The sequence below is a fragment of the Paraburkholderia lebeckiae genome (assembly GCF_050436225.1).
Taxonomy (GTDB): Bacteria; Pseudomonadota; Gammaproteobacteria; order Burkholderiales; family Burkholderiaceae; genus Paraburkholderia; species Paraburkholderia tuberum.
Map to the genome: position 1 here is coordinate 545,689 of NZ_JBNDLU010000001.1, position 16,416 is coordinate 562,104.

General features: G+C 66.2%; 16 protein-coding genes and 1 pseudogene. 8 read left to right on the plus strand and 9 right to left on the minus strand.

Going from position 1 to position 16,416, the window contains the following annotated elements; all coding sequences use genetic code 11:
* Nucleotides 1-58: 58 nt before the first annotated feature.
* From OKW45_RS02540 to OKW45_RS02565, 6 genes and pseudogenes are all read right to left on the minus strand, one after another.
* Complete coding sequence (locus OKW45_RS02540) at nt 59-766, minus strand: PIG-L deacetylase family protein (protein WP_018424745.1); 708 nt, start codon at nt 764-766, stop codon at nt 59-61.
* A gap of 441 nt (nt 767-1,207) precedes the next feature.
* Nucleotides 1,208-1,795: a nucleotidyltransferase family protein gene (locus tag OKW45_RS02545; protein WP_429465711.1), complete on the minus strand. Its 588-nt coding sequence runs from the start codon at nt 1,793-1,795 to the stop codon at nt 1,208-1,210.
* 130 nt (nt 1,796-1,925) lie between these two features.
* Nucleotides 1,926-4,139, minus strand: coding sequence for a xanthine dehydrogenase family protein molybdopterin-binding subunit (locus OKW45_RS02550; protein WP_429465713.1), 2,214 nt, complete (start codon nt 4,137-4,139; stop codon nt 1,926-1,928).
* Nucleotides 4,136-5,137 (minus strand): FAD binding domain-containing protein, encoded by a 1,002-nt coding sequence (locus OKW45_RS02555; RefSeq protein WP_429465715.1) that lies wholly within the window; start codon nt 5,135-5,137, stop codon nt 4,136-4,138. The genes OKW45_RS02550 and OKW45_RS02555 overlap by 4 nt, the downstream gene beginning before the upstream one ends.
* 11 nt (nt 5,138-5,148) lie before the next feature.
* Nucleotides 5,149-5,871, minus strand: a complete 723-nt coding sequence (locus OKW45_RS02560; RefSeq protein ID WP_429465717.1) for a (2Fe-2S)-binding protein — start codon at nt 5,869-5,871, stop codon at nt 5,149-5,151.
* Nucleotides 5,872-6,139: 268 nt separating this feature from the next.
* A pseudogene (locus OKW45_RS02565) lies at nt 6,140-6,226 on the minus strand (formate hydrogenlyase); the annotation flags it as partial.
* 200 nt (nt 6,227-6,426) lie between these two features.
* Between OKW45_RS02565 and xth the strand changes: the two are divergent.
* Nucleotides 6,427-7,236: an exodeoxyribonuclease III gene (gene xth / locus OKW45_RS02570; protein WP_429465719.1), complete on the plus strand. Its 810-nt coding sequence runs from the start codon at nt 6,427-6,429 to the stop codon at nt 7,234-7,236.
* 96 nt (nt 7,237-7,332) lie between these two features.
* On the opposite strand, the gene OKW45_RS02575 is transcribed toward xth, so the two are convergent.
* Both OKW45_RS02575 and OKW45_RS02580 read right to left on the minus strand, forming a co-directional pair.
* A complete protein-coding gene (locus OKW45_RS02575; RefSeq protein ID WP_018424751.1) occupies nt 7,333-7,599 on the minus strand; it encodes a CsbD family protein in 267 nt (88 codons plus the stop codon).
* Between the two features lie 181 nt (nt 7,600-7,780).
* Entirely contained in the window at nt 7,781-8,464 is a 684-nt protein-coding gene (locus tag OKW45_RS02580; RefSeq protein ID WP_429465721.1) for a Pr6Pr family membrane protein, read from the minus strand.
* Between the two features lie 295 nt (nt 8,465-8,759).
* Here OKW45_RS02580 and OKW45_RS02585 point away from each other — a divergent pair, with 295 nt between their 5' ends.
* On the plus strand, nt 8,760-10,172 hold the full coding sequence (locus tag OKW45_RS02585) for a DUF2252 domain-containing protein (RefSeq protein ID WP_429465723.1): 1,413 nt from the start codon (nt 8,760-8,762) through the stop codon (nt 10,170-10,172).
* A gap of 35 nt (nt 10,173-10,207) precedes the next feature.
* Here OKW45_RS02585 and OKW45_RS02590 read toward each other — a convergent pair whose 3' ends face one another.
* Nucleotides 10,208-11,041, minus strand: a complete 834-nt coding sequence (locus tag OKW45_RS02590; protein ID WP_429465725.1) for a polysaccharide deacetylase family protein — start codon at nt 11,039-11,041, stop codon at nt 10,208-10,210.
* Nucleotides 11,042-11,312: 271 nt separating this feature from the next.
* Here OKW45_RS02590 and OKW45_RS02595 point away from each other — a divergent pair, with 271 nt between their 5' ends.
* From OKW45_RS02595 to OKW45_RS02620, 6 genes are all read left to right on the plus strand, one after another.
* Nucleotides 11,313-12,077, plus strand: a complete 765-nt coding sequence (locus OKW45_RS02595; RefSeq protein ID WP_429465727.1) for an SDR family oxidoreductase — start codon at nt 11,313-11,315, stop codon at nt 12,075-12,077.
* A 102-nt stretch (nt 12,078-12,179) separates the two neighbouring features.
* Entirely contained in the window at nt 12,180-12,455 is a 276-nt protein-coding gene (locus OKW45_RS02600; protein WP_429465729.1) for an oxidoreductase-like domain-containing protein, read from the plus strand.
* Between the two features lie 29 nt (nt 12,456-12,484).
* Nucleotides 12,485-13,354 (plus strand): NAD-dependent protein deacetylase, encoded by an 870-nt coding sequence (locus tag OKW45_RS02605; protein WP_429465731.1) that lies wholly within the window; start codon nt 12,485-12,487, stop codon nt 13,352-13,354.
* 56 nt (nt 13,355-13,410) lie between these two features.
* The gene (locus tag OKW45_RS02610) at nt 13,411-14,019 is read left to right on the plus strand and encodes a DUF938 domain-containing protein (RefSeq protein ID WP_429465733.1); all 609 of its coding nucleotides are present in this window, start codon (nt 13,411-13,413) and stop codon (nt 14,017-14,019) included.
* A gap of 266 nt (nt 14,020-14,285) precedes the next feature.
* Nucleotides 14,286-15,695, plus strand: coding sequence for an NADP-dependent phosphogluconate dehydrogenase (gene gnd / locus OKW45_RS02615; RefSeq protein WP_429465734.1), 1,410 nt, complete (start codon nt 14,286-14,288; stop codon nt 15,693-15,695).
* Nucleotides 15,696-15,960: 265 nt separating this feature from the next.
* Nucleotides 15,961-16,296 (plus strand): DUF4148 domain-containing protein, encoded by a 336-nt coding sequence (locus OKW45_RS02620; RefSeq protein ID WP_429465736.1) that lies wholly within the window; start codon nt 15,961-15,963, stop codon nt 16,294-16,296.
* Nucleotides 16,297-16,416 lie beyond the last annotated feature (120 nt).

The following is a 16,416-nucleotide window of genomic DNA, read 5'->3' on the forward strand; positions in this document are numbered from 1 at the left end:
GTCGTCTATCTGTCTTCAAGCGTAGGCGCTCGCCGCGCTTCCTGCTCGCTCCTTTTAGCTATTTCTTCGCGCGTTTGCGGCCGGCGCTGAGCTGCCAGTAGCGCTCGATCGCGAACACGTCGTCGTAATTGCCGGCGCCGAACGCCCGCAACTGGCTGGCGTACGCGTTGACCGCTTCGCGTTTCAGATGCGCGCGGCGCTGTACGTCGATCGTGTGGCCCGCGCTCGGCGTTGCCGGCGTCGCGACGATGCCGCGCTGCGCGAGATCGGCGAGCCGCGCCTGCACCGCGCCCGGTGTGAGCCGGTGAATCGCTTCCTCGTAACCGAACCAGTCCAGATGCGTGAGCCGCGGCAGGATCTCGCAGCACGCTTCGAATACCCGCGCGTGATCGTCGTGATGCAGGCCAAGCGGCATCAGCAGCGTGTTCGCGGTCGTGCGGTAAATCGTTTCCTCCAGCGCCGCGGCCATCTGGCTGATCGACGGCGAGTCGGCGTACTGGCTGTCGCGAAACGGCATGCGCAGCGGGATCGCGTCGAGCACTTCGAGCGCGCGGTTGTCTTCGATCGTGCGTTCGCGGACCGCTTCATGGGCGTTCGTGAAGCCCGCTTTTTCGTCCCACTCCGTGTGCATGTCGTGTTCGGGCGGAGCGGCGAACACGGTGCAGACGGCGGCGTCGGGATGGGCGGCGAGCAAGGCGCCGCAACTGAAGACGGCGTCGTCGAAATGGGGCGAGACGATGAAAAGGCGTGGAGTGGTTTCGCTCATGGGCTTGCGTATGGGGATTCGAGGCGGGACGGATGAGGTATCGAGGCTACCGGTCGTCAAGGCGCCGCGTGCGCAAAAAACGTGGCGTCACCTCAGCTTAGGCGCAATTGGCGCGGCTTGCGCGCGAAACTTCCAGCGCGCAAAGCGCGTGCCTGACAGGCCGCGGATCGAACTCTCGATCCGTCCATCCAGTGACGGCCGTGGCTTTCCGGCTTGTCGCGCGCCGCTGTCAGGGGCCCTTGAAGCGCACGTTTTTTGTGTACTTTGCGAATTCTCCGAACACTGTCCTCCCGCCTCCCACGTTCAGGGGATGGTCCCTCCGTGCGACCGCGCCGATCATTTTCCCGATTCGGAAGACACCGCGGGACGAGCCGGGGAGTGAGTCGCGATCTCGACGGCTCAAGTACAACAAGGTTGAGATCGAAACGCGTCAGATCCCGGCTAGAGCGTGCGCAAATCGTCCGGCGTGTCCACGTCGCGCAGAATGCCGGGATCGTCAACGTCGATGCGCGTCAGCGCTTGTGACGTGAGCAGCGCTTTAGCGCCGGTGTCGCCGTCCAGCGCGAGTAGCGCGTCGCGATGCTCGCTGCCGAAGCCGACCGGATGGCCGCGCTGGCCGTCGTAGAACGGCGCGACGAGCGGCGCGCCGTTGTCGAGCGCGCGGGCTACCGCTTCGATCGTCGGAACCGCAATGCGCGGCATATCGGCAAGCGCGACGATCCAGCCCTCGGCGTCATCGCTCGCTTCGATACCGGCGGCGAGGCTCGCGCCCATGCCGCGCTCGGCGCTCGCCGCAAACACGACATCACAGCCGGCATCGTTCAGCGCGCGGGCGAGCGCGTCGGAGCCCGGCCGCACGACAGCGAGCACCCGCGTCACGACCCGCAGCAGCCGATGCGCGGCTTCATGCGCAACCGGCGTGCCGTCGGGCATACGTGCGAGCAGTTTGTTGTGCAGCCCGTGCGGATCGAAGCGCGAGCCGAAACCGGCGGCGAGCAACACGCCAGTGGCGAGCGAGGCGTAGGCCATCGGCGGATACCGGTAGACAGGAATGACCCCGATTGTGCGATGCAACGGGGCGCGAAGCAAGCGGCAAGCAAGCAATATGCAAGCCGGCCGCCGCTTTCGCTTTCACTCCAATTCCGGCACTGCCGCCGGTTCAGGTCCGCACCACCTTGTCCAGCGTGATCGGCAGATCGCGCACCCGCACGCCGGTCGCGTTGTACACCGCGTTCGCGATCGCGGCTACCACAGCCGTGATGCCGATCTCGCCGATACCGCGCACGCCGAGCGAGTTGATATAAGGATCGGGCCGGTCGATGAAAGTGATGTCGAGCGTGCCGATATCGGCATTCACCGGCACGTGATACTCGGCGAGGTTCGCGTTCGTGAAGCGTCCAAAGCGCGCATCGAGCGTGCTTTCCTCTTGCAGCGCCGCGCCGATGCCCCATACGATGCCGCCCATCATCTGGCTGCGCGCGGTCTTTTGGTTCAGCACGCGGCCGACGTCGTACACCGCGACCACGCGCGGCACGCGGATCGTGCCGAGCTCGGCATCGACGTGGACCTCGACGAACACCGCGCCGAACGAGTGGAACGAGTACTTCTGCTTCTCGTCGCCGGGCTTCACGGTCGCGCTCGCCTCGATCGGCTTGCCGCCCGCGCGCGCGATGATCGCCGCGGCCGGATCGCGCTTGCCCGGTTGCGAGCGGCTCACGACCCAGCCGCTTGCGACGGTGATGTCATCGAGCGGCAGGCCATGCACGGGCGACGCCGCATCGGCAAGCGCCAGCGCGATCAACTGGCTGCGCGCCTGGCTCGCCGCGTCGCGCACCGCGGGCGACACGCTGGCCGCCGACTGCGAGCCGCCCGAGACCGGCGCGCGCGGCAGCGACGAATCGCCGAGCGCGAAGTGGATCTGCTCGGGCGTGAAGCCGAGCGCATCGGCGGCGACCTGGGTCATCACCGTGTAGGTGCCGGTGCCGATGTCCTGGGTGCCCGATGCGACCATCGCGGTGCCGTCCGGCAGAATCTGCGCAAGCGCCGACGCCTCGCTTCGGTTGGCCGGATAGGTTGCGGTCGCCATGCCCATGCCGATCAGCGTGTTGCCGTCGCGTCTCGAACGTGGCGCGTGCGGGCGGCGCGACCAGCCGAACTTCTCGGCGCCGATCTGATAGCACTCGCGCAGCGACTTGCCCGACCACGGCTTGTGCTCCTGCGGATCGCTGTCCGCATAGTTCTTCAGGCGCAGCGCGAGCGGGTCCATCTTCAGCGCGACGGCGAGTTCGTCCATCGCCGATTCGAGCGCGAACGAGCCGGTGGTTTCTCCGGGTGCGCGCATGAAGGTCGGCGTGCCGACATTGAGTTGCACGAGCCGGTGCGTCGTTATCTGGTTGGGCACCGCGTACAGCATGCGCGTGACCATGCAGCAGGTCTCGGTCCAGTCTTCGATCATCGACGTGTTCGAGATGCTGTCGTGACGCATCGCGGTCAGGGTGCCGTCGTGCCGCGCGGCGATCACGAAGTGCTGCTCGGTGCGCGGACGTGCGCCGACCGGGCCGAACATCTGCGGGCGTTCGAGCGCGAGGCGGACGGGCCGCCCGGTTTGCCGCGCGGCCATCGCGCACAGCGACACGTGCGACCACGACGAGCCCTTGCAACCGAAGCCGCCGCCGATCAGCGGCGAGATCACGCGCACGTCGGACACAGGGATGGCGAACGTCTTCGAGAGCACCTGCGCGGCGCCGCTCACGCCCTGCGTCGAGTCGTAGACCGTCAACTGCGGGCCGTCCCATTGCGCCATCGTCGCGTGGGGCTCCATCGGGTTGTGGTGCTCGATCGGCGTCGTATAGGTCGCTTCGATATGCACGTCGCCGCTTTGCATGCCGTCCTCGAAGCTGCCGCGCTGCGTGTCGGTCTGACGGCCCTGCGGCTTGTCCGGCGCATGCGCGTGCGCCTTCGCCTGCTCGAAGTCGAGCGCCGCGGCGCCCGGCTGATAGGCGATGCGTAGCTGGCGAGCGGCATCGGCCGCCTGTTCGAGCGTATCGGCGACGACCACCGCGACCGGCTCGTTGCTGTAGTGCACTTCGTTATCCTGCAGAAGCGACAGATGCCGGCCGGCCGGCGGCGCGAGCGCGGGCCGGCCGCCATTCGGCAGGCGCGGCGCGTTCTGGTAGGTCATCACGAGCAGCACGCCGGGCACGGCCTCGGCGCGGCTCGCATCGATCGAGGCGATCGTGCCGGCCGCGATCGTGCTCGTCACGAGCACCGCATGCGCGAGGCGCGCCCCGGGGAATTCGGCTGCATAACGCGCGTCGCCGGTCACCTTGAGCAGACCGTCGACGCGATCGAGCGGTTGTCCGATCAGATTCATGCGACACCTCCCGCCTTACCGGCGGCCTGGTTGACCGCGCGCACGATCGCGCGTTGCGCGAGTTGCACCTTGAACGCGTTGTCGTGGCGCGGCTGCGCGCCACTCAACGCGGCCGCGGCGGCGTTCTTCAGCGTGGCCTGGCTGAGCGGCTGGCCGCTCAGCATCTGCTCGGCCACGTTCGCGCGCCATGGTTTGTGCGCGACACCGCCGAGCGCGATGCGCGCGCTCTGAACACGCTCGCCGTCCATCTGCAACGCGGCCGCGACCGATACGAGCGCGAACGCGTAGCTCGCGCGGTCACGCACCTTCAGATAGTGCGAATGCGCGCTGAAGAGCGGCGGCGGCAGATCGACCGCGGTGATCAGCTCGCCGGGCTGCAAGGTGGTATCGACATCGGGCCGGTCGCCCGGCAGCCGATGGAAATCGGCGAACGCGATCGTGCGCTCGCCCTTGGGACCGCTCACGCGCACCAGCGCATCGAGCGCGGCCAGCGCGACGCTCATATCCGACGGGTTGACCGCAATGCATTGCGGGCTCGCGCCGAGGATCGCATGCGCGCGGTTATGGCCGTCGAGCGCCGCGCAGCCGCTGCCGGGCAGGCGCTTGTTGCACTGTGTGAACGCGGTGTCGTAGAAATAGCCGCAGCGGGTGCGTTGCAGCAGGTTGCCGCCGACCGTCGCCATGTTGCGCAACTGCGCCGACGCGCCCGCGAGCAGCGCTTGCGACAGCAGCGGGTACTGCTCGCGCACTAGCGCGTGATTGGCCGCGTCGCTGTTGCGCACCAGCGCGCCGATGCGGATGCCGCCGCCGGGCAGCGTCGTCACCGAGTCGAGGCCGCCGATGTGCGTGATATCGATGAGCCGCACCGGCCGCGCGACGCCGCCCTTCATCAGATCGAGCAGATTCGTGCCGCCGCCGATGAATACCGCGCCCGGCTGTTGCGCGGCGCGCACCGCGCTGGCGACGTCGCCGGCGAATTCGTAGGAGATCGCATCCATGTCGGTCTCCGTCAGGCGATGTCGTGCGCGGCGCGGACCGCGGCGACAATGTTCACGTACGCGCCGCAGCGGCAGATGTTGCCGCTCATGCGTTCGCGGATTTCGTCGTCGGTGAGCGCGGCGGGACGCGCGCGCACGTCGGCGGTCACGGTGCTCGCCGTGCCGTTGCGGAATTCGCTGAGCAGGGCGGTCGCCGAGCACAACTGCCCGGGCGTACAGTAGCCGCACTGGAACGCATCGTGTTCGATGAACGCGGCCTGCACCGGACTCAACGCGCCGTTGCTCGCGAGTCCTTCGACGGTCGTGATGTTCTCGCCTTCATGCATGACCGCGAGCGTCAGACACGAGTTGATGCGGCGGCCGTCGACGAGCACCGTGCAGGCGCCGCATTGACCGCGGTCGCAGCCTTTCTTCGTGCCCATCAGTCCCGCGTATTCGCGCAACGCGTCGAGCAGCGTTACGCGCGGTTCGAGCTGCAGCGTGTACGCGCGGCCGTTGACGGTCAACGTGACGGGGCGCGGCGGCACCACGGGGTTGCTTTGCGGCGCGGGTGAGGCGGGCGCCGGCGCTTGCGTTTGCGCGCGCAGATGCGGCGCCGCACCGATCGTCGCGGCGGCCGCCGCGGATTGCAGGAAGCGGCGTCGCGACGGTTGGGAAGGCGTGCTGGTGGGCTCGGCGGTGGACTCTGACGCGGAGGTGTCCCCGCAATGCTGACATTCTGTAGGCGTAGCCATGACGATCTGTTGACTCCACTGAAAGGTCAATGCAGGCCGACGACGCGTCGATGTCCAACGCATCGCGCTGAAGCAAAACTATTGCGCAGCAATTTGAATGCCGTTGCAGCTACCACGGTATTAAAAACTCGCTGCAAGCGCAAAGCCGATCTGTGCAATAAACGCAGGCCAATACGCGCAATGATCGGGATGGAGCCCGGCTGGAGCCGCGCAAACACGGGCAAAAGTTGCACATTGCAACGGGGAAATGCGAGATCGACCTCCGGGCTCAACGCGCCCGGCAGGCGGCCAGGATGCCTCGCAGCAAATCGATCGGCGGCGGCGGACATCCGGGGATCGTCAGGCTCACGGGTAGCTTCGCTGCGGATGTCGACAGGTTTGAACTGGATGGGTAATGTCCGCTTTGCGGGTGATAAATTTGGAACGGGCCAACCGGGTCAAAATGGAGTCGGTGCTATGAGCAAAACCGATCGGGGATAACACCTGATTGCCGCGCGCATTCGCGGGCGACCGAGTATTGCGACGTCGCGGAGCAATAGGCGAGGGAGGTTGATCATGGCGAAGCTGCGCATTGCGACGTTCAACATCAACGGTATCCGCTCGCGGCAGGCGGCGCTATTGCAATGGCTCGAGCGCGAGGCGCCGGACGTCGTCTGCCTGCAGGAACTGAAGGCGGTGGATAACGCATTTCCAGTCGACGCATTGCGCGACGCCGGTTATGGCGCCGTGTGGCAAGGCCAGAGCGCATGGAACGGTGTGGCGATTCTGGCCAAAGGCGACGCACCGCTCGAACGTCGGCGCGGTCTACCCGGTCTCGAAGACGACACGCATAGCCGTTACATCGAGGCCGCGGTCGGCGGCGTGCTGATCGTGTGTCTGTACCTGCCGAACGGCAATCCGCAGCCCGGCCCCAAGTTCGACTACAAGCTCGCGTGGTTCGATCATCTGATCGCGCATGCGGCGCAGCTCTACCAGAGCGGCCACCCGGTCGTGATCGCTGGGGACTTCAACGTTGTGCCGACCGACGAAGACATCTACAACCCGCGCTCGTGGCTAAAGGACGCGCTGCTGCAGCCGGAGAGCCGCGAGCGTTATCGCAGGCTGCTCGCGCAAGGCTGGACCGATGCGCTGCGCACGCATTTCGGCGACGAACGCGTGTACACGTTCTGGGACTATTTCCGCCGTCATTGGGATACGAATTCGGGGCTGCGCATCGATCATCTGCTGCTGAGCGCCGACCTCGCGCCGCGCCTGCGCGATGCGGGCGTCGACCGTTGGGTGCGTGGCGAACCGCATGCCAGCGACCACGCGCCGACGTGGATCGAACTGGAAATGGGCGCCGGCCGCAAGAAGAAGAGCCGCTAGTGAAGCGGCGGGCGATCCGCTTGCGGCGGATCGCCCGCTTTGGCGCGACTGCTTCGCGCTGTTGATCGGCGCCTATGATCCGGCGCCGTGCCTGCTTCAGTCGTAGTCGCGACCGCCGCGCGACCACAGCGCGCCCATCACGAACCCGGCGAGAGCAACCACGGCCAGCGTCGTGAACGGGTTTTCGGCCGTCGCATCGCGCACGAGGCTCGTGGTATTCGCGCATAACTGCTGCGCCTTGCCGCTCAATTCGCGCGCCTTGCCCGCCACCTGCGCGCTGGTGTCGCCGACTGCATCGCCGACCGCGCTTTGCACCTTGCCCGCGACTTCCTTTACCGCGCCTGCCGCTGAATTCGTATCCATATGCATCGCTCCTGTTGTCATATTTACGTGCGGGTCCGCTGCAATTGCAACGCGCTCGCACAAGGGCGCCGCGCAAGCCGTGCCAGTGCGGCGTGGGCCTGCGTCAGTGACGAAAGGGGCGCAAGAAGTGCGCCCGGCGACGGGACGCCATGCATCCGGCCAAACGGGACGTGCTGGAACATCATCGTCGGCGCCCGAAATTGATGCCGACGAACACGGCCAGCAGCATCAGAAAACCGCCGAATAGCAGCGCGGCATTGACGAGCACCTGGTGCAGCCCGAGCGTTTCGACGTCGATGAACGGATACGGATAAAAATCCGACAGGCTGCCGCGCCAGAACGTGATGCCGAGATAGGCGAGCGGATAGACGAGCCATAGCGGAGCGTGGCGCAACCGCAGATGAAAACGCGGCACGAACAGCACCCAGTAGAGCGCGGCGAGCATCGGCAGCACGCTGTGCAGCGACTCGTTGAGCAGGCGGCGGTAGGGCGACAGCGGCCACAGTCCGCGCAACAGCAGGTTGTACGCGATGCCGACGAACACGATGTACGCGACCACCGCGGTCACGACGGTGGGCTGCCGGAAAAAGCGCACGAGCGGCGAGCGGTGCTTCCACAGCACGATGCAGGTGAAGCAGAGCGCACTGGCGAGCACCGTCAGATTGGTCAGGTAGCTGCTCATGCGCGCGAGCGCGTCGAACACGGTGAGCCCGCGCGCGAGCGATCGATCGATCGTCAGGTCGGCTTGCGCGAGGATCGCCATCCACGCGATCAGCGCAATGACCGCCGCCAACGTCAGCGACGACACACTGGGCGTATGCAGCGGCAGCTCGGGTTCGCGCTGCGGAACGAGGGTAGGGCGCATGCGCTCGATTCTACGCGCGGTGCGCGCGCGGCTGCATGGGCTTTCGCGTCCACGCGAGCCGGCGTTGGCAAAATACTACGGCGTACTACGCGAGCTACTGGCTGGCTGTAAAGCGGGTTGCAAAGCGGATTGCAAGCTCGCCGCCACGGCTGCAAGCGCCGCACTCACTGGCGGCGATTCATCGTGTGTTTCGACCCGTTATGATCGCGACTGCAGTCCTCGATGTTAACGACGCCGTGCGCGGCAAGCAGTCTCTGTCAGCGCCGGTTCAAGACTCGCAAAACGGAGAGAAAGCATGAAAGCCAGCACCGTTGCCGAACGGGAAGCGCGCGGCCGCGCCGCGCGCGAGCATTCGAAACGCTCGAGTCACCGGGCGGTCGGCGAGTTGCACCGCGATCCGATCGAGCTGCTGAAACAAAGCAGCGCGGAGCGCGTCGAGAGTCTGGTGCCGCTGCGCTATGGGCGCATGGCTGCCTCGCCGTTCTCGTTCTTTCGAGGCAGCGCGATTCTGCAGGCGCACGATCTGAGCAAGGTGCACGACACCGGCCTCACCATGCCGATCTGCGGCAACGGCCATCTGATGAATTTCGGCGGCTTCGCAACGCCCGAGCGGCAACTGGTCTTCGACCTGAGCGACTTCGACGAAGTCTCGATCGGCCCGTTCGAATGGGACCTGAAACGCTTGTGCGCGAGCCTCGTCGTGGCCGCGCGCCAGATGCGCCTGAGCCGCGGCACCGCCGAGAGTCTCGTGATGACCGCGGTCGGCTCGTATCGCGATCGCGTCGCGCAATACGCGCAGTTCGGCGCGCTCGACCTGTGGTACGACCGCATCACATTCGACCGCATGGCCGAGATCGCACTGACGCCCGAGCGCCGGCGCGCGGTGCGGCGCGGCATGGAGAAGGCCGCGAGCCGCACGCATGAAAGCCTGCTCGAAAAAATGGCCTCGTTCGACGGCAATCGCTGGACCATCCACGATGCGCCGCCCGCGCTGTTTCACGTGCATGGTGCGAACACGTTGTTGACGGCCGAGGAAACCGAAGCCTACCGGACCGGCAACGTCGACAAGATGGTCGAGCAGGTGTGGGACGAGTACCGCAAGACGATGTCGCACGATCGGCGCGAACTGCTGGATCACTTCACGAGGCACGACGTCGTGTTCAAGGCGGTCGGCGTCGGCAGCGTCGGCACGCGTTGTCTGGTCGTGCTGCTCGTCGATCACATGGGCAAGCCGTTGTTCCTGCAATTGAAGGAGGCGCGGCCGTCGGTCATTGCGCAGTTCTACAAGTCGCCGGCCGTCAAGCATCAGGGCGAGCGCGTCGTGCAAGGACAGCGGCTGCTGCAGGCCGCGAGCGACGTCTTCCTCGGCTGGGGGACCGGGCCGCTCGGGCGGCATTTCTATTTCCGCCAGCTGCGCGATATGAAGCTGTCCGCGAATATCGAGCTGTTCGACAGCGATCTGCTCGACGGCTATGCGCGGCTATGCGGCTGGATCATGGCGCGCGCGCATGCGAAGGCGAGCGGCCAGGCGATCGAGCTCAGCGCGTACATCGGCCGCGGCGATCAGTTCGGCGAAGCGCTGAGCGGCTACGCGAGCGCCTACGCGGATCAGGTCGAGCGCGACTACGACGTGTTCATCAAAGCGTGCCGCGGCGGCAAGCTCGAAGCGCGCACCGAAGAGGATATGGCGGCGGATTTCCGTGTGTAGCGCTGCGTGCGCGTGATGTCACTTCACGCGCACCGTCACGCATCGGCGCGCGCTTCGCGCAGCGTGACGAAACGCAGATGGCGCTCGCGTGCCGCTTCGATCACGCTCGGCAGCACCGCGAGAATCAGCGGCTGGCCTTCGATCGTCAGCGCGGCGTTGCCATCGTGCAGCAACAGGATGTCGCGCGCGGCGAGACCATCGAGCAGCCGCCGCGCAACCATGTGAGGGTCACGCTCGCGCGTATCGTAGCCACGCCGCGTCCAGGCCGCGAGACGCAGGTCGAGCTTGCGCAGCACCGGCTCCAGGAAGAGGTTGCGCAGGCCGGCGGGCGCGCGGAAAAACATCGGCCGCGCGCCGCTGACGGTTTCGAGCGTGCGTTGCGCGGCGGCGATCTCGCGCGTCAACGCGCGCGGAAACGCGACCGAAAACGTATGCACGTGCATCTGCGAGTGATTTTCGAGCCCATGCCCACGCGCGACGATCTCGCGCGCGAGTTGCGGATAACGCTCGACCTTCGCGCCGATGCAGAAGAACGTCGCGCGCACGTCGAACGCATCGAGCAGATCGAGCACTTGCGGCGTGACGACGGGATCGGGACCGTCGTCGATGGTCAGCGCGATTGCATCCGCGTTGCGCGGGTTCGCGGGCAGGCGGGTCCAGTTGGGCCCGAGCAGGGTGGTGCGCGGCAATAGTCCGGCGATCGTGAACAGCGCGTGATTCGCGCCGATCGCGGCGAGCCACCATGGCCACGCGGCCGGGGCGACAGCCACGCCGATCAGCACGATCACGTGCCAGCCGATCGTGCCGTTCAGCAGTGCGGAGTTGCGGCTACGCGGCCAGCGGCGAGGCGGGTTCGGGCATTCATTCATCGAACGTGTTTGCAGTACGCCTTCCTCCGTCCCGGGAAGGCCGTGAATCTTGCGCGATGCGCAACCGCGAACGATACCACTGTTGCGCTCGTCGACGTGCCGTTCGGCGGCCACGTATGCGGTGAAAGCGCGCTGAAAGACGTCGCGCGGTTTGCGATCGCCGATTCGCTGTTGTATGGTGCGGGGCGAAAAGCGCCGCGCGTGTCGATGGCGATCGGACCGATCGCCGCAACAAGCTCGCGTCGCTACCCAACACAACAGGAGATGCGTGATGTCGGAAACAGGAAACGGAAAAGTGGCGCTGGTGACGGGCGCGGGCAGCGGCATCGGTCGCGCGTGCGCACTGACGCTCGCGCAGCACGGCTATAGCGTGGTGCTCGCGGGACGCCGCCAGGCCGCGCTCGATGCGGTCGCGCAGGAAGCGCGGGCGCTGCCCGGCGACGCGCTCGCGGTATCGTGCGACGTGACCGACGCCGATAGCGTCGCCGCGCTTTTCGACACGATCCGCGCGCGCTTCGGCCGGCTCGACGTGCTGTTCAACAACGCGGGACGCAACGGCTCGCCCGTCGATCTCGACGAAGTCAGCATCGACGAATGGCGTTCCATCGTCGATACCAATCTGAACGGCGTGTTCCTGTGCACGCGCGCGGCGTTCGGCCTGATGAAGACGCAGAACCCGCGCGGTGGCCGCATCATCAACAACGGCTCGATCTCCGCGCATGCGCCGCGTCCGAACAGCGCCGCGTACACGGCGACCAAACACGCGATTACCGGACTCACGAAGGCGGTGTCGCTCGACGGCCGCAAATACGACATCGTGTGTGGTCAGATCGACATCGGCAACGCAGGGACCGAGATGGCCGCGCGAATGGCGCGCGGCGTGCCGCAAGCGAACGGCGAGATCGCGGTCGAGCCGCTGATGGACGTGCAGCACGTCGCCGACGCGGTGCTGCATATGGCGAGCCTGCCGCTGTCGGCGAACGTGCAGTTCATGACGATCATGGCGAGCAAGATGCCGTTCGTCGGGCGCGGCTGAGCGGCGCGCGGCACCAGCTCACAACGCCGGGGCGGGGAGCGGGGCGCGCGCGTTCAACTTATACTGGGCGCTCCGCCGTCTTTCCACGCAAAGCAAGCCGCCGTGCCCCGCGCCACATCCAGCGACGATCCGCCGCCGCAGCCGCCCGTGCGGCCCGATCTCGACGACTGCTGTCATAGCGGCTGCACGCAGTGTGTGTTCGATCTCTACGACGAAGCGCTAGAGCGCTACGAGCTCGCGCTGGCTGCGTGGCACAAGCGGCAGGCGCAGAAAGCGCGGCCAGCGCGGCGACCGGACACGCAGGGCGCGAAGCCGAAACCGCAAGCCGACGCGCGTCGCTCGACACCCACGCGCGGCAAACCGAGCCCTCGTCGCTGATTCGCGCACGATCGTCCACCGTCCCCGTTATGACCGACCTTCAGCTCACGCCGACCGAATCTCTCACCGATCCGCACACGCTCGACGATCTGCATCGTTTCGTGCAGCGTCATCCGCGCCTGTTCGTGCTGACCGGCGCGGGCATCAGCACTGACTCCGGCATCCCCGGCTACCGGGACGACAACGGCGCATGGAAGCGCTCGCCGCCGATCACGCTGCAGGAGTTCCTTGGCACGCTGGCGATGCGTCAGCGCTACTGGGCACGCAGCATGGTCGGCTGGCCGCTCGTCGCGCGCGCGCAGCCGAATGCCGCGCATGTCGCGCTCGCGCGGCTCGAAGCGGCCGGTCACGTGCCGACGCTGGTCACGCAGAACGTCGACGGCTTGCATCAGCGCGCGGGCAGCCGCGACGTGATCGAGCTGCATGGCGGCATCGACGGCGTCAGTTGTCTCGACTGCGGCATGGAGCACTCGCGCGCGGCGATCCAGCAGACGCTCGAAGCCGACAACCCCGCTCTGCTCGACGTCACGGCCGAAGCCGCCGCCGATGGCGACGCGCATCTCGAGTGGCACGATCTCGGCGGTTTTCGCGTGCCGGCATGCGCGAACTGCGGGGGGCTGCTGAAGCCGTCGGTGGTGTTCTTCGGCGAGAATGTGCCGAAGGCGCGCGTCGAAGCGGCGTCGCATGCGCTCGATGCGGCCGACGCGGTGCTCGTGGCCGGCTCGTCGCTGATGGTGTATTCCGGCTACCGCTTCTGCGTGTGGGCGCAGCGCCAGGCCAAGCCGATCGCGGCGATCAACCTCGGCCGCACGCGCGCCGATCCGCTGCTGTCGCTGAAGGTGGCCGCGCCGTGCGGCGATACCTTGAGCGCGCTTGCCGGTCTGCTGGCTGGCGATTGAGAATGAGTAGATCCCGCGGATCACCGTCAAAACCTGAGGAACACCCAGAGCCGATCATGACCGACTTCCGGCAACATTCGCCATCCGCCGAACGCAATCGCGAACCGATCCTCGCCGTGCTGCGCGAGGCGCTGCCGGCGAGCGGCCGCGTGCTCGAAATCGCGAGCGGCACCGGTGAGCACGCGATCTGCTTCGCCGGCGCGCTGCCCGGTCTAGACTGGCAGCCGAGCGATGCCGACGAAGAAGCACGCGAGTCGATTGCCGCGTGGACCGCGCACGCGGGGCTCGCGAACGTGCGCGCGCCGCTCGCGCTCGACGTGCATCAGTCGGACTGGGGCGTCGATGCGCTCGACGCCGTCGTCTGCATCAACATGATCCACATCTCGCCGTGGAGCGCGGCGCAGGCACTTTTCGACGGCGCGGGGCGGCGCCTCGTCGACGGCGGCGTGCTCTATCTATACGGTCCTTACCGGCGCGGCGGAGCGCACACGGCACCGAGCAACGAAGCGTTCGATCAATGGTTGAAGAGTCGCGATCCCGAATGGGGCGTGCGCGATATGGAAGCGGTCGTCGCACTCGGCGACACGGCGGGGCTCACCTGCGAGCGGGTGGTCCCGATGCCCGCGAACAACTTCAGCCTTGTGTTCACGAAGCGGGCAGGGTAGCGGGTGCACCGACAGGCCGCGCATTCGTCCACGCCTTCCGCCAAACCTCAGTGCGATCCCAAAGCGAACCCGCCGCGCAAACGCCGACGCGCGCACAATACCTTTCGTCACGCGCAAGCAGGAGCACGGCAGGAGCACGGGCAACTGGCGTGCTTGCCCCCTCCCAAGCGGCAAGCGCGCATTTCTTTTATCCTTTCACCCTCGACGCTGCGCCGCCGTTTTCATGGCGCGGCGCCACGACATTTTTTGGACTCTGGAGAATTCAAATGGGCAAACAGGCAATCGGCGTGGTGGGGCTGGCGGTCATGGGCCGCAATCTGGCGCTCAACATCGAGAGCCGCGGCCACGCGGTGTCGGTCTACAACCGTAGCCGCGCGAAAACCGACGAACTCATCGCCGAATTTCCGGACCGCAAACTGGTGCCGGCTTTCACGCTGGAAGAGTTCGTCGACTCGCTCGAAAAGCCGCGCCGCATTCTGATGATGGTCAAGGCCGGCGAGCCGACCGACGCAACCATTGCCTCGCTCAAGCCGCTGCTCGAAAAAGGCGACATCCTGATCGACGGCGGCAACACGCCTTTCACCGACACGATCCGCCGCAATCAGGAACTCGCAAAGGCCGGTCTGCATTTCATCGGCACCGGCGTCTCGGGCGGCGAGGAAGGCGCGCTGAAAGGCCCGTCGATCATGCCGGGCGGCCCGCGCGACGCGTACGACCTCGTCGCGCCGATCCTCACCGAGATCGCCGCGAAGGCGCCGGACGGCGAGCCCTGCGTCGCGTACATGGGACCGGACGGTGCGGGCCACTTCGTGAAGATGGTGCACAACGGCATCGAGTACGGCGACATGCAGCTGATCGCCGAAAGCTACGCGGTGCTCAAGCAGGTGGTCGGTTTGTCGAACGAGGAACTCGGCAAGGTCTATACCGAGTGGAACCAGGGCGAGCTCGACAGCTACCTGATCGAAATCACGTCGAAGATCTTCGGCAAGAAGGACGACGAAACCGGCAAGGACCTCGTCGACGTGATTCTCGACCGGGCCGCGCAGAAGGGGACCGGCAAGTGGACCAGCCAGAACGCGCTCGACCTCGGCGCGCCGCTGCCGCTGATCACCGAGGCGGTGTTTGCGCGCGTGCTGTCGTCGCTGAAGACGCAGCGCGTGGCCGCGAGCAAGGTGCTGGAAGGTCCGCAGGCCAGGCCGCCCGAAGGCGCGAAGGACGCGTTCATCGAATCGGTACGCCGCGCGTTGTATTTCAGCAAGGTGATCTCGTACGCGCAAGGCTTCGCGCAGTTGCGCGCCGCGTCGGAAGAGTACAAGTGGGATCTCGACTACGGAACGATCGCGAAGATTTTCCGCGCGGGCTGCATCATCCGCGCGCGCTTCCTGCAGAAGATCACCGACGCCTATTCGAAGGACAAGGCGCTCGCGAACCTGCTGCTCGACCCGTACTTCCGCGACATCGCGAAGAACTACCAGGCGGCGCTGCGCGAAGTCGTGGTGGCCGCGGTCAACGCGGGTGTGCCGGTGCCGGCATTCGCGTCGGCGATCGCGTATTTCGACGCCTACCGCTCGGAGCGTCTGCCCGCGAACCTCGTGCAAGCGCAGCGCGACTTCTTCGGCGCGCATACGTTCGAACGCATCGACAAGCCGGGCAGCTTCCACGCGCAGTGGAGCTGAGCGGTTGAAAAAAATGGCCCGGCGGCCCATGGCGATAGGGCGCGCCGGGCCGTTGCTCCGTTTGGATCGGCAACGAAACACCGCATTATTACCAGATATCTCGCGGGCTAAACGCTGACTCAAATGATTATTGCGGCGGCAGCAATATAGTTTCACTGGTTTAAGGGTTTACCCTAGATCGAGACACCTCTAAACTTGTTTTCAATCGCTGAGGGATAAGCAGAAACCCCGAAGCGCACCACAACAAGTCCTTTGGAGGTTAATCATGAAGACCCTGATTTCCGCAGTTGCTATCGCCGCCGCCCTCTTTGTTCCGGTCGCGTCGTTCGCTCAAGCGAATCAGCCGGTGACCCGTGCTCAGGTTCGCGCTGAACTGATTCAACTCGAAAAGGCCGGCTACAGCCCGAGCGCCAACGACGTGAACTACCCGTCCGACATCCAGGCAGCGCAAGCACGCGTCGATGCGCAACGCGGCACGGCCATCGCGGCCAACCCCGCAGACACCAGCGGCTACGGCGCTCCGGCTGCCGGCACGTCGCAAGCTGGCCACGCTGTCATCCCGGCGAAGGCCAACCGTGACTCGGTGTACTTCGGCAACTGATCGCAGTAGAAGTCCGCAGGTGTAGTGGGTAGTTGTAGTGCGCTGTAGACGCCGCTTCGTGGAATAGCGCGAACGCGGCGGGCAAGAAAAAACGCCATCCAGTTCGATCGGATGGCGTTT

What these genes read in the sequence shown, in the direction of transcription:
- OKW45_RS02620 (WP_429465736.1), top strand. Translation starts at nt 15,961, where the DNA reads ATGAAGACCCTGATTTCCGCAGTTGCTATCGCCGCCGCCCTCTTTGTT.
- OKW45_RS02550 (WP_429465713.1), bottom strand. Translation starts at nt 4,139, where the DNA reads ATGAATCTGATCGGACAACCGCTCGATCGCGTCGACGGTCTGCTCAAG.
- OKW45_RS02580 (WP_429465721.1), bottom strand. Translation starts at nt 8,464, where the DNA reads ATGCGCCCTACCCTCGTTCCGCAGCGCGAACCCGAGCTGCCGCTGCAT.
- OKW45_RS02595 (WP_429465727.1), top strand. Translation starts at nt 11,313, where the DNA reads ATGTCGGAAACAGGAAACGGAAAAGTGGCGCTGGTGACGGGCGCGGGC.
- OKW45_RS02555 (WP_429465715.1), bottom strand. Translation starts at nt 5,137, where the DNA reads ATGGATGCGATCTCCTACGAATTCGCCGGCGACGTCGCCAGCGCGGTG.
- OKW45_RS02585 (WP_429465723.1), top strand. Translation starts at nt 8,760, where the DNA reads ATGAAAGCCAGCACCGTTGCCGAACGGGAAGCGCGCGGCCGCGCCGCG.
- OKW45_RS02610 (WP_429465733.1), top strand. Translation starts at nt 13,411, where the DNA reads ATGACCGACTTCCGGCAACATTCGCCATCCGCCGAACGCAATCGCGAA.
- gnd (WP_429465734.1), top strand. Translation starts at nt 14,286, where the DNA reads ATGGGCAAACAGGCAATCGGCGTGGTGGGGCTGGCGGTCATGGGCCGC.
- OKW45_RS02545 (WP_429465711.1), bottom strand. Translation starts at nt 1,795, where the DNA reads ATGGCCTACGCCTCGCTCGCCACTGGCGTGTTGCTCGCCGCCGGTTTC.
- OKW45_RS02590 (WP_429465725.1), bottom strand. Translation starts at nt 11,041, where the DNA reads ATGAATGAATGCCCGAACCCGCCTCGCCGCTGGCCGCGTAGCCGCAAC.
- OKW45_RS02540 (WP_018424745.1), bottom strand. Translation starts at nt 766, where the DNA reads ATGAGCGAAACCACTCCACGCCTTTTCATCGTCTCGCCCCATTTCGAC.
- OKW45_RS02605 (WP_429465731.1), top strand. Translation starts at nt 12,485, where the DNA reads ATGACCGACCTTCAGCTCACGCCGACCGAATCTCTCACCGATCCGCAC.
- OKW45_RS02560 (WP_429465717.1), bottom strand. Translation starts at nt 5,871, where the DNA reads ATGGCTACGCCTACAGAATGTCAGCATTGCGGGGACACCTCCGCGTCA.
- xth (WP_429465719.1), top strand. Translation starts at nt 6,427, where the DNA reads ATGGCGAAGCTGCGCATTGCGACGTTCAACATCAACGGTATCCGCTCG.
- OKW45_RS02575 (WP_018424751.1), bottom strand. Translation starts at nt 7,599, where the DNA reads ATGGATACGAATTCAGCGGCAGGCGCGGTAAAGGAAGTCGCGGGCAAG.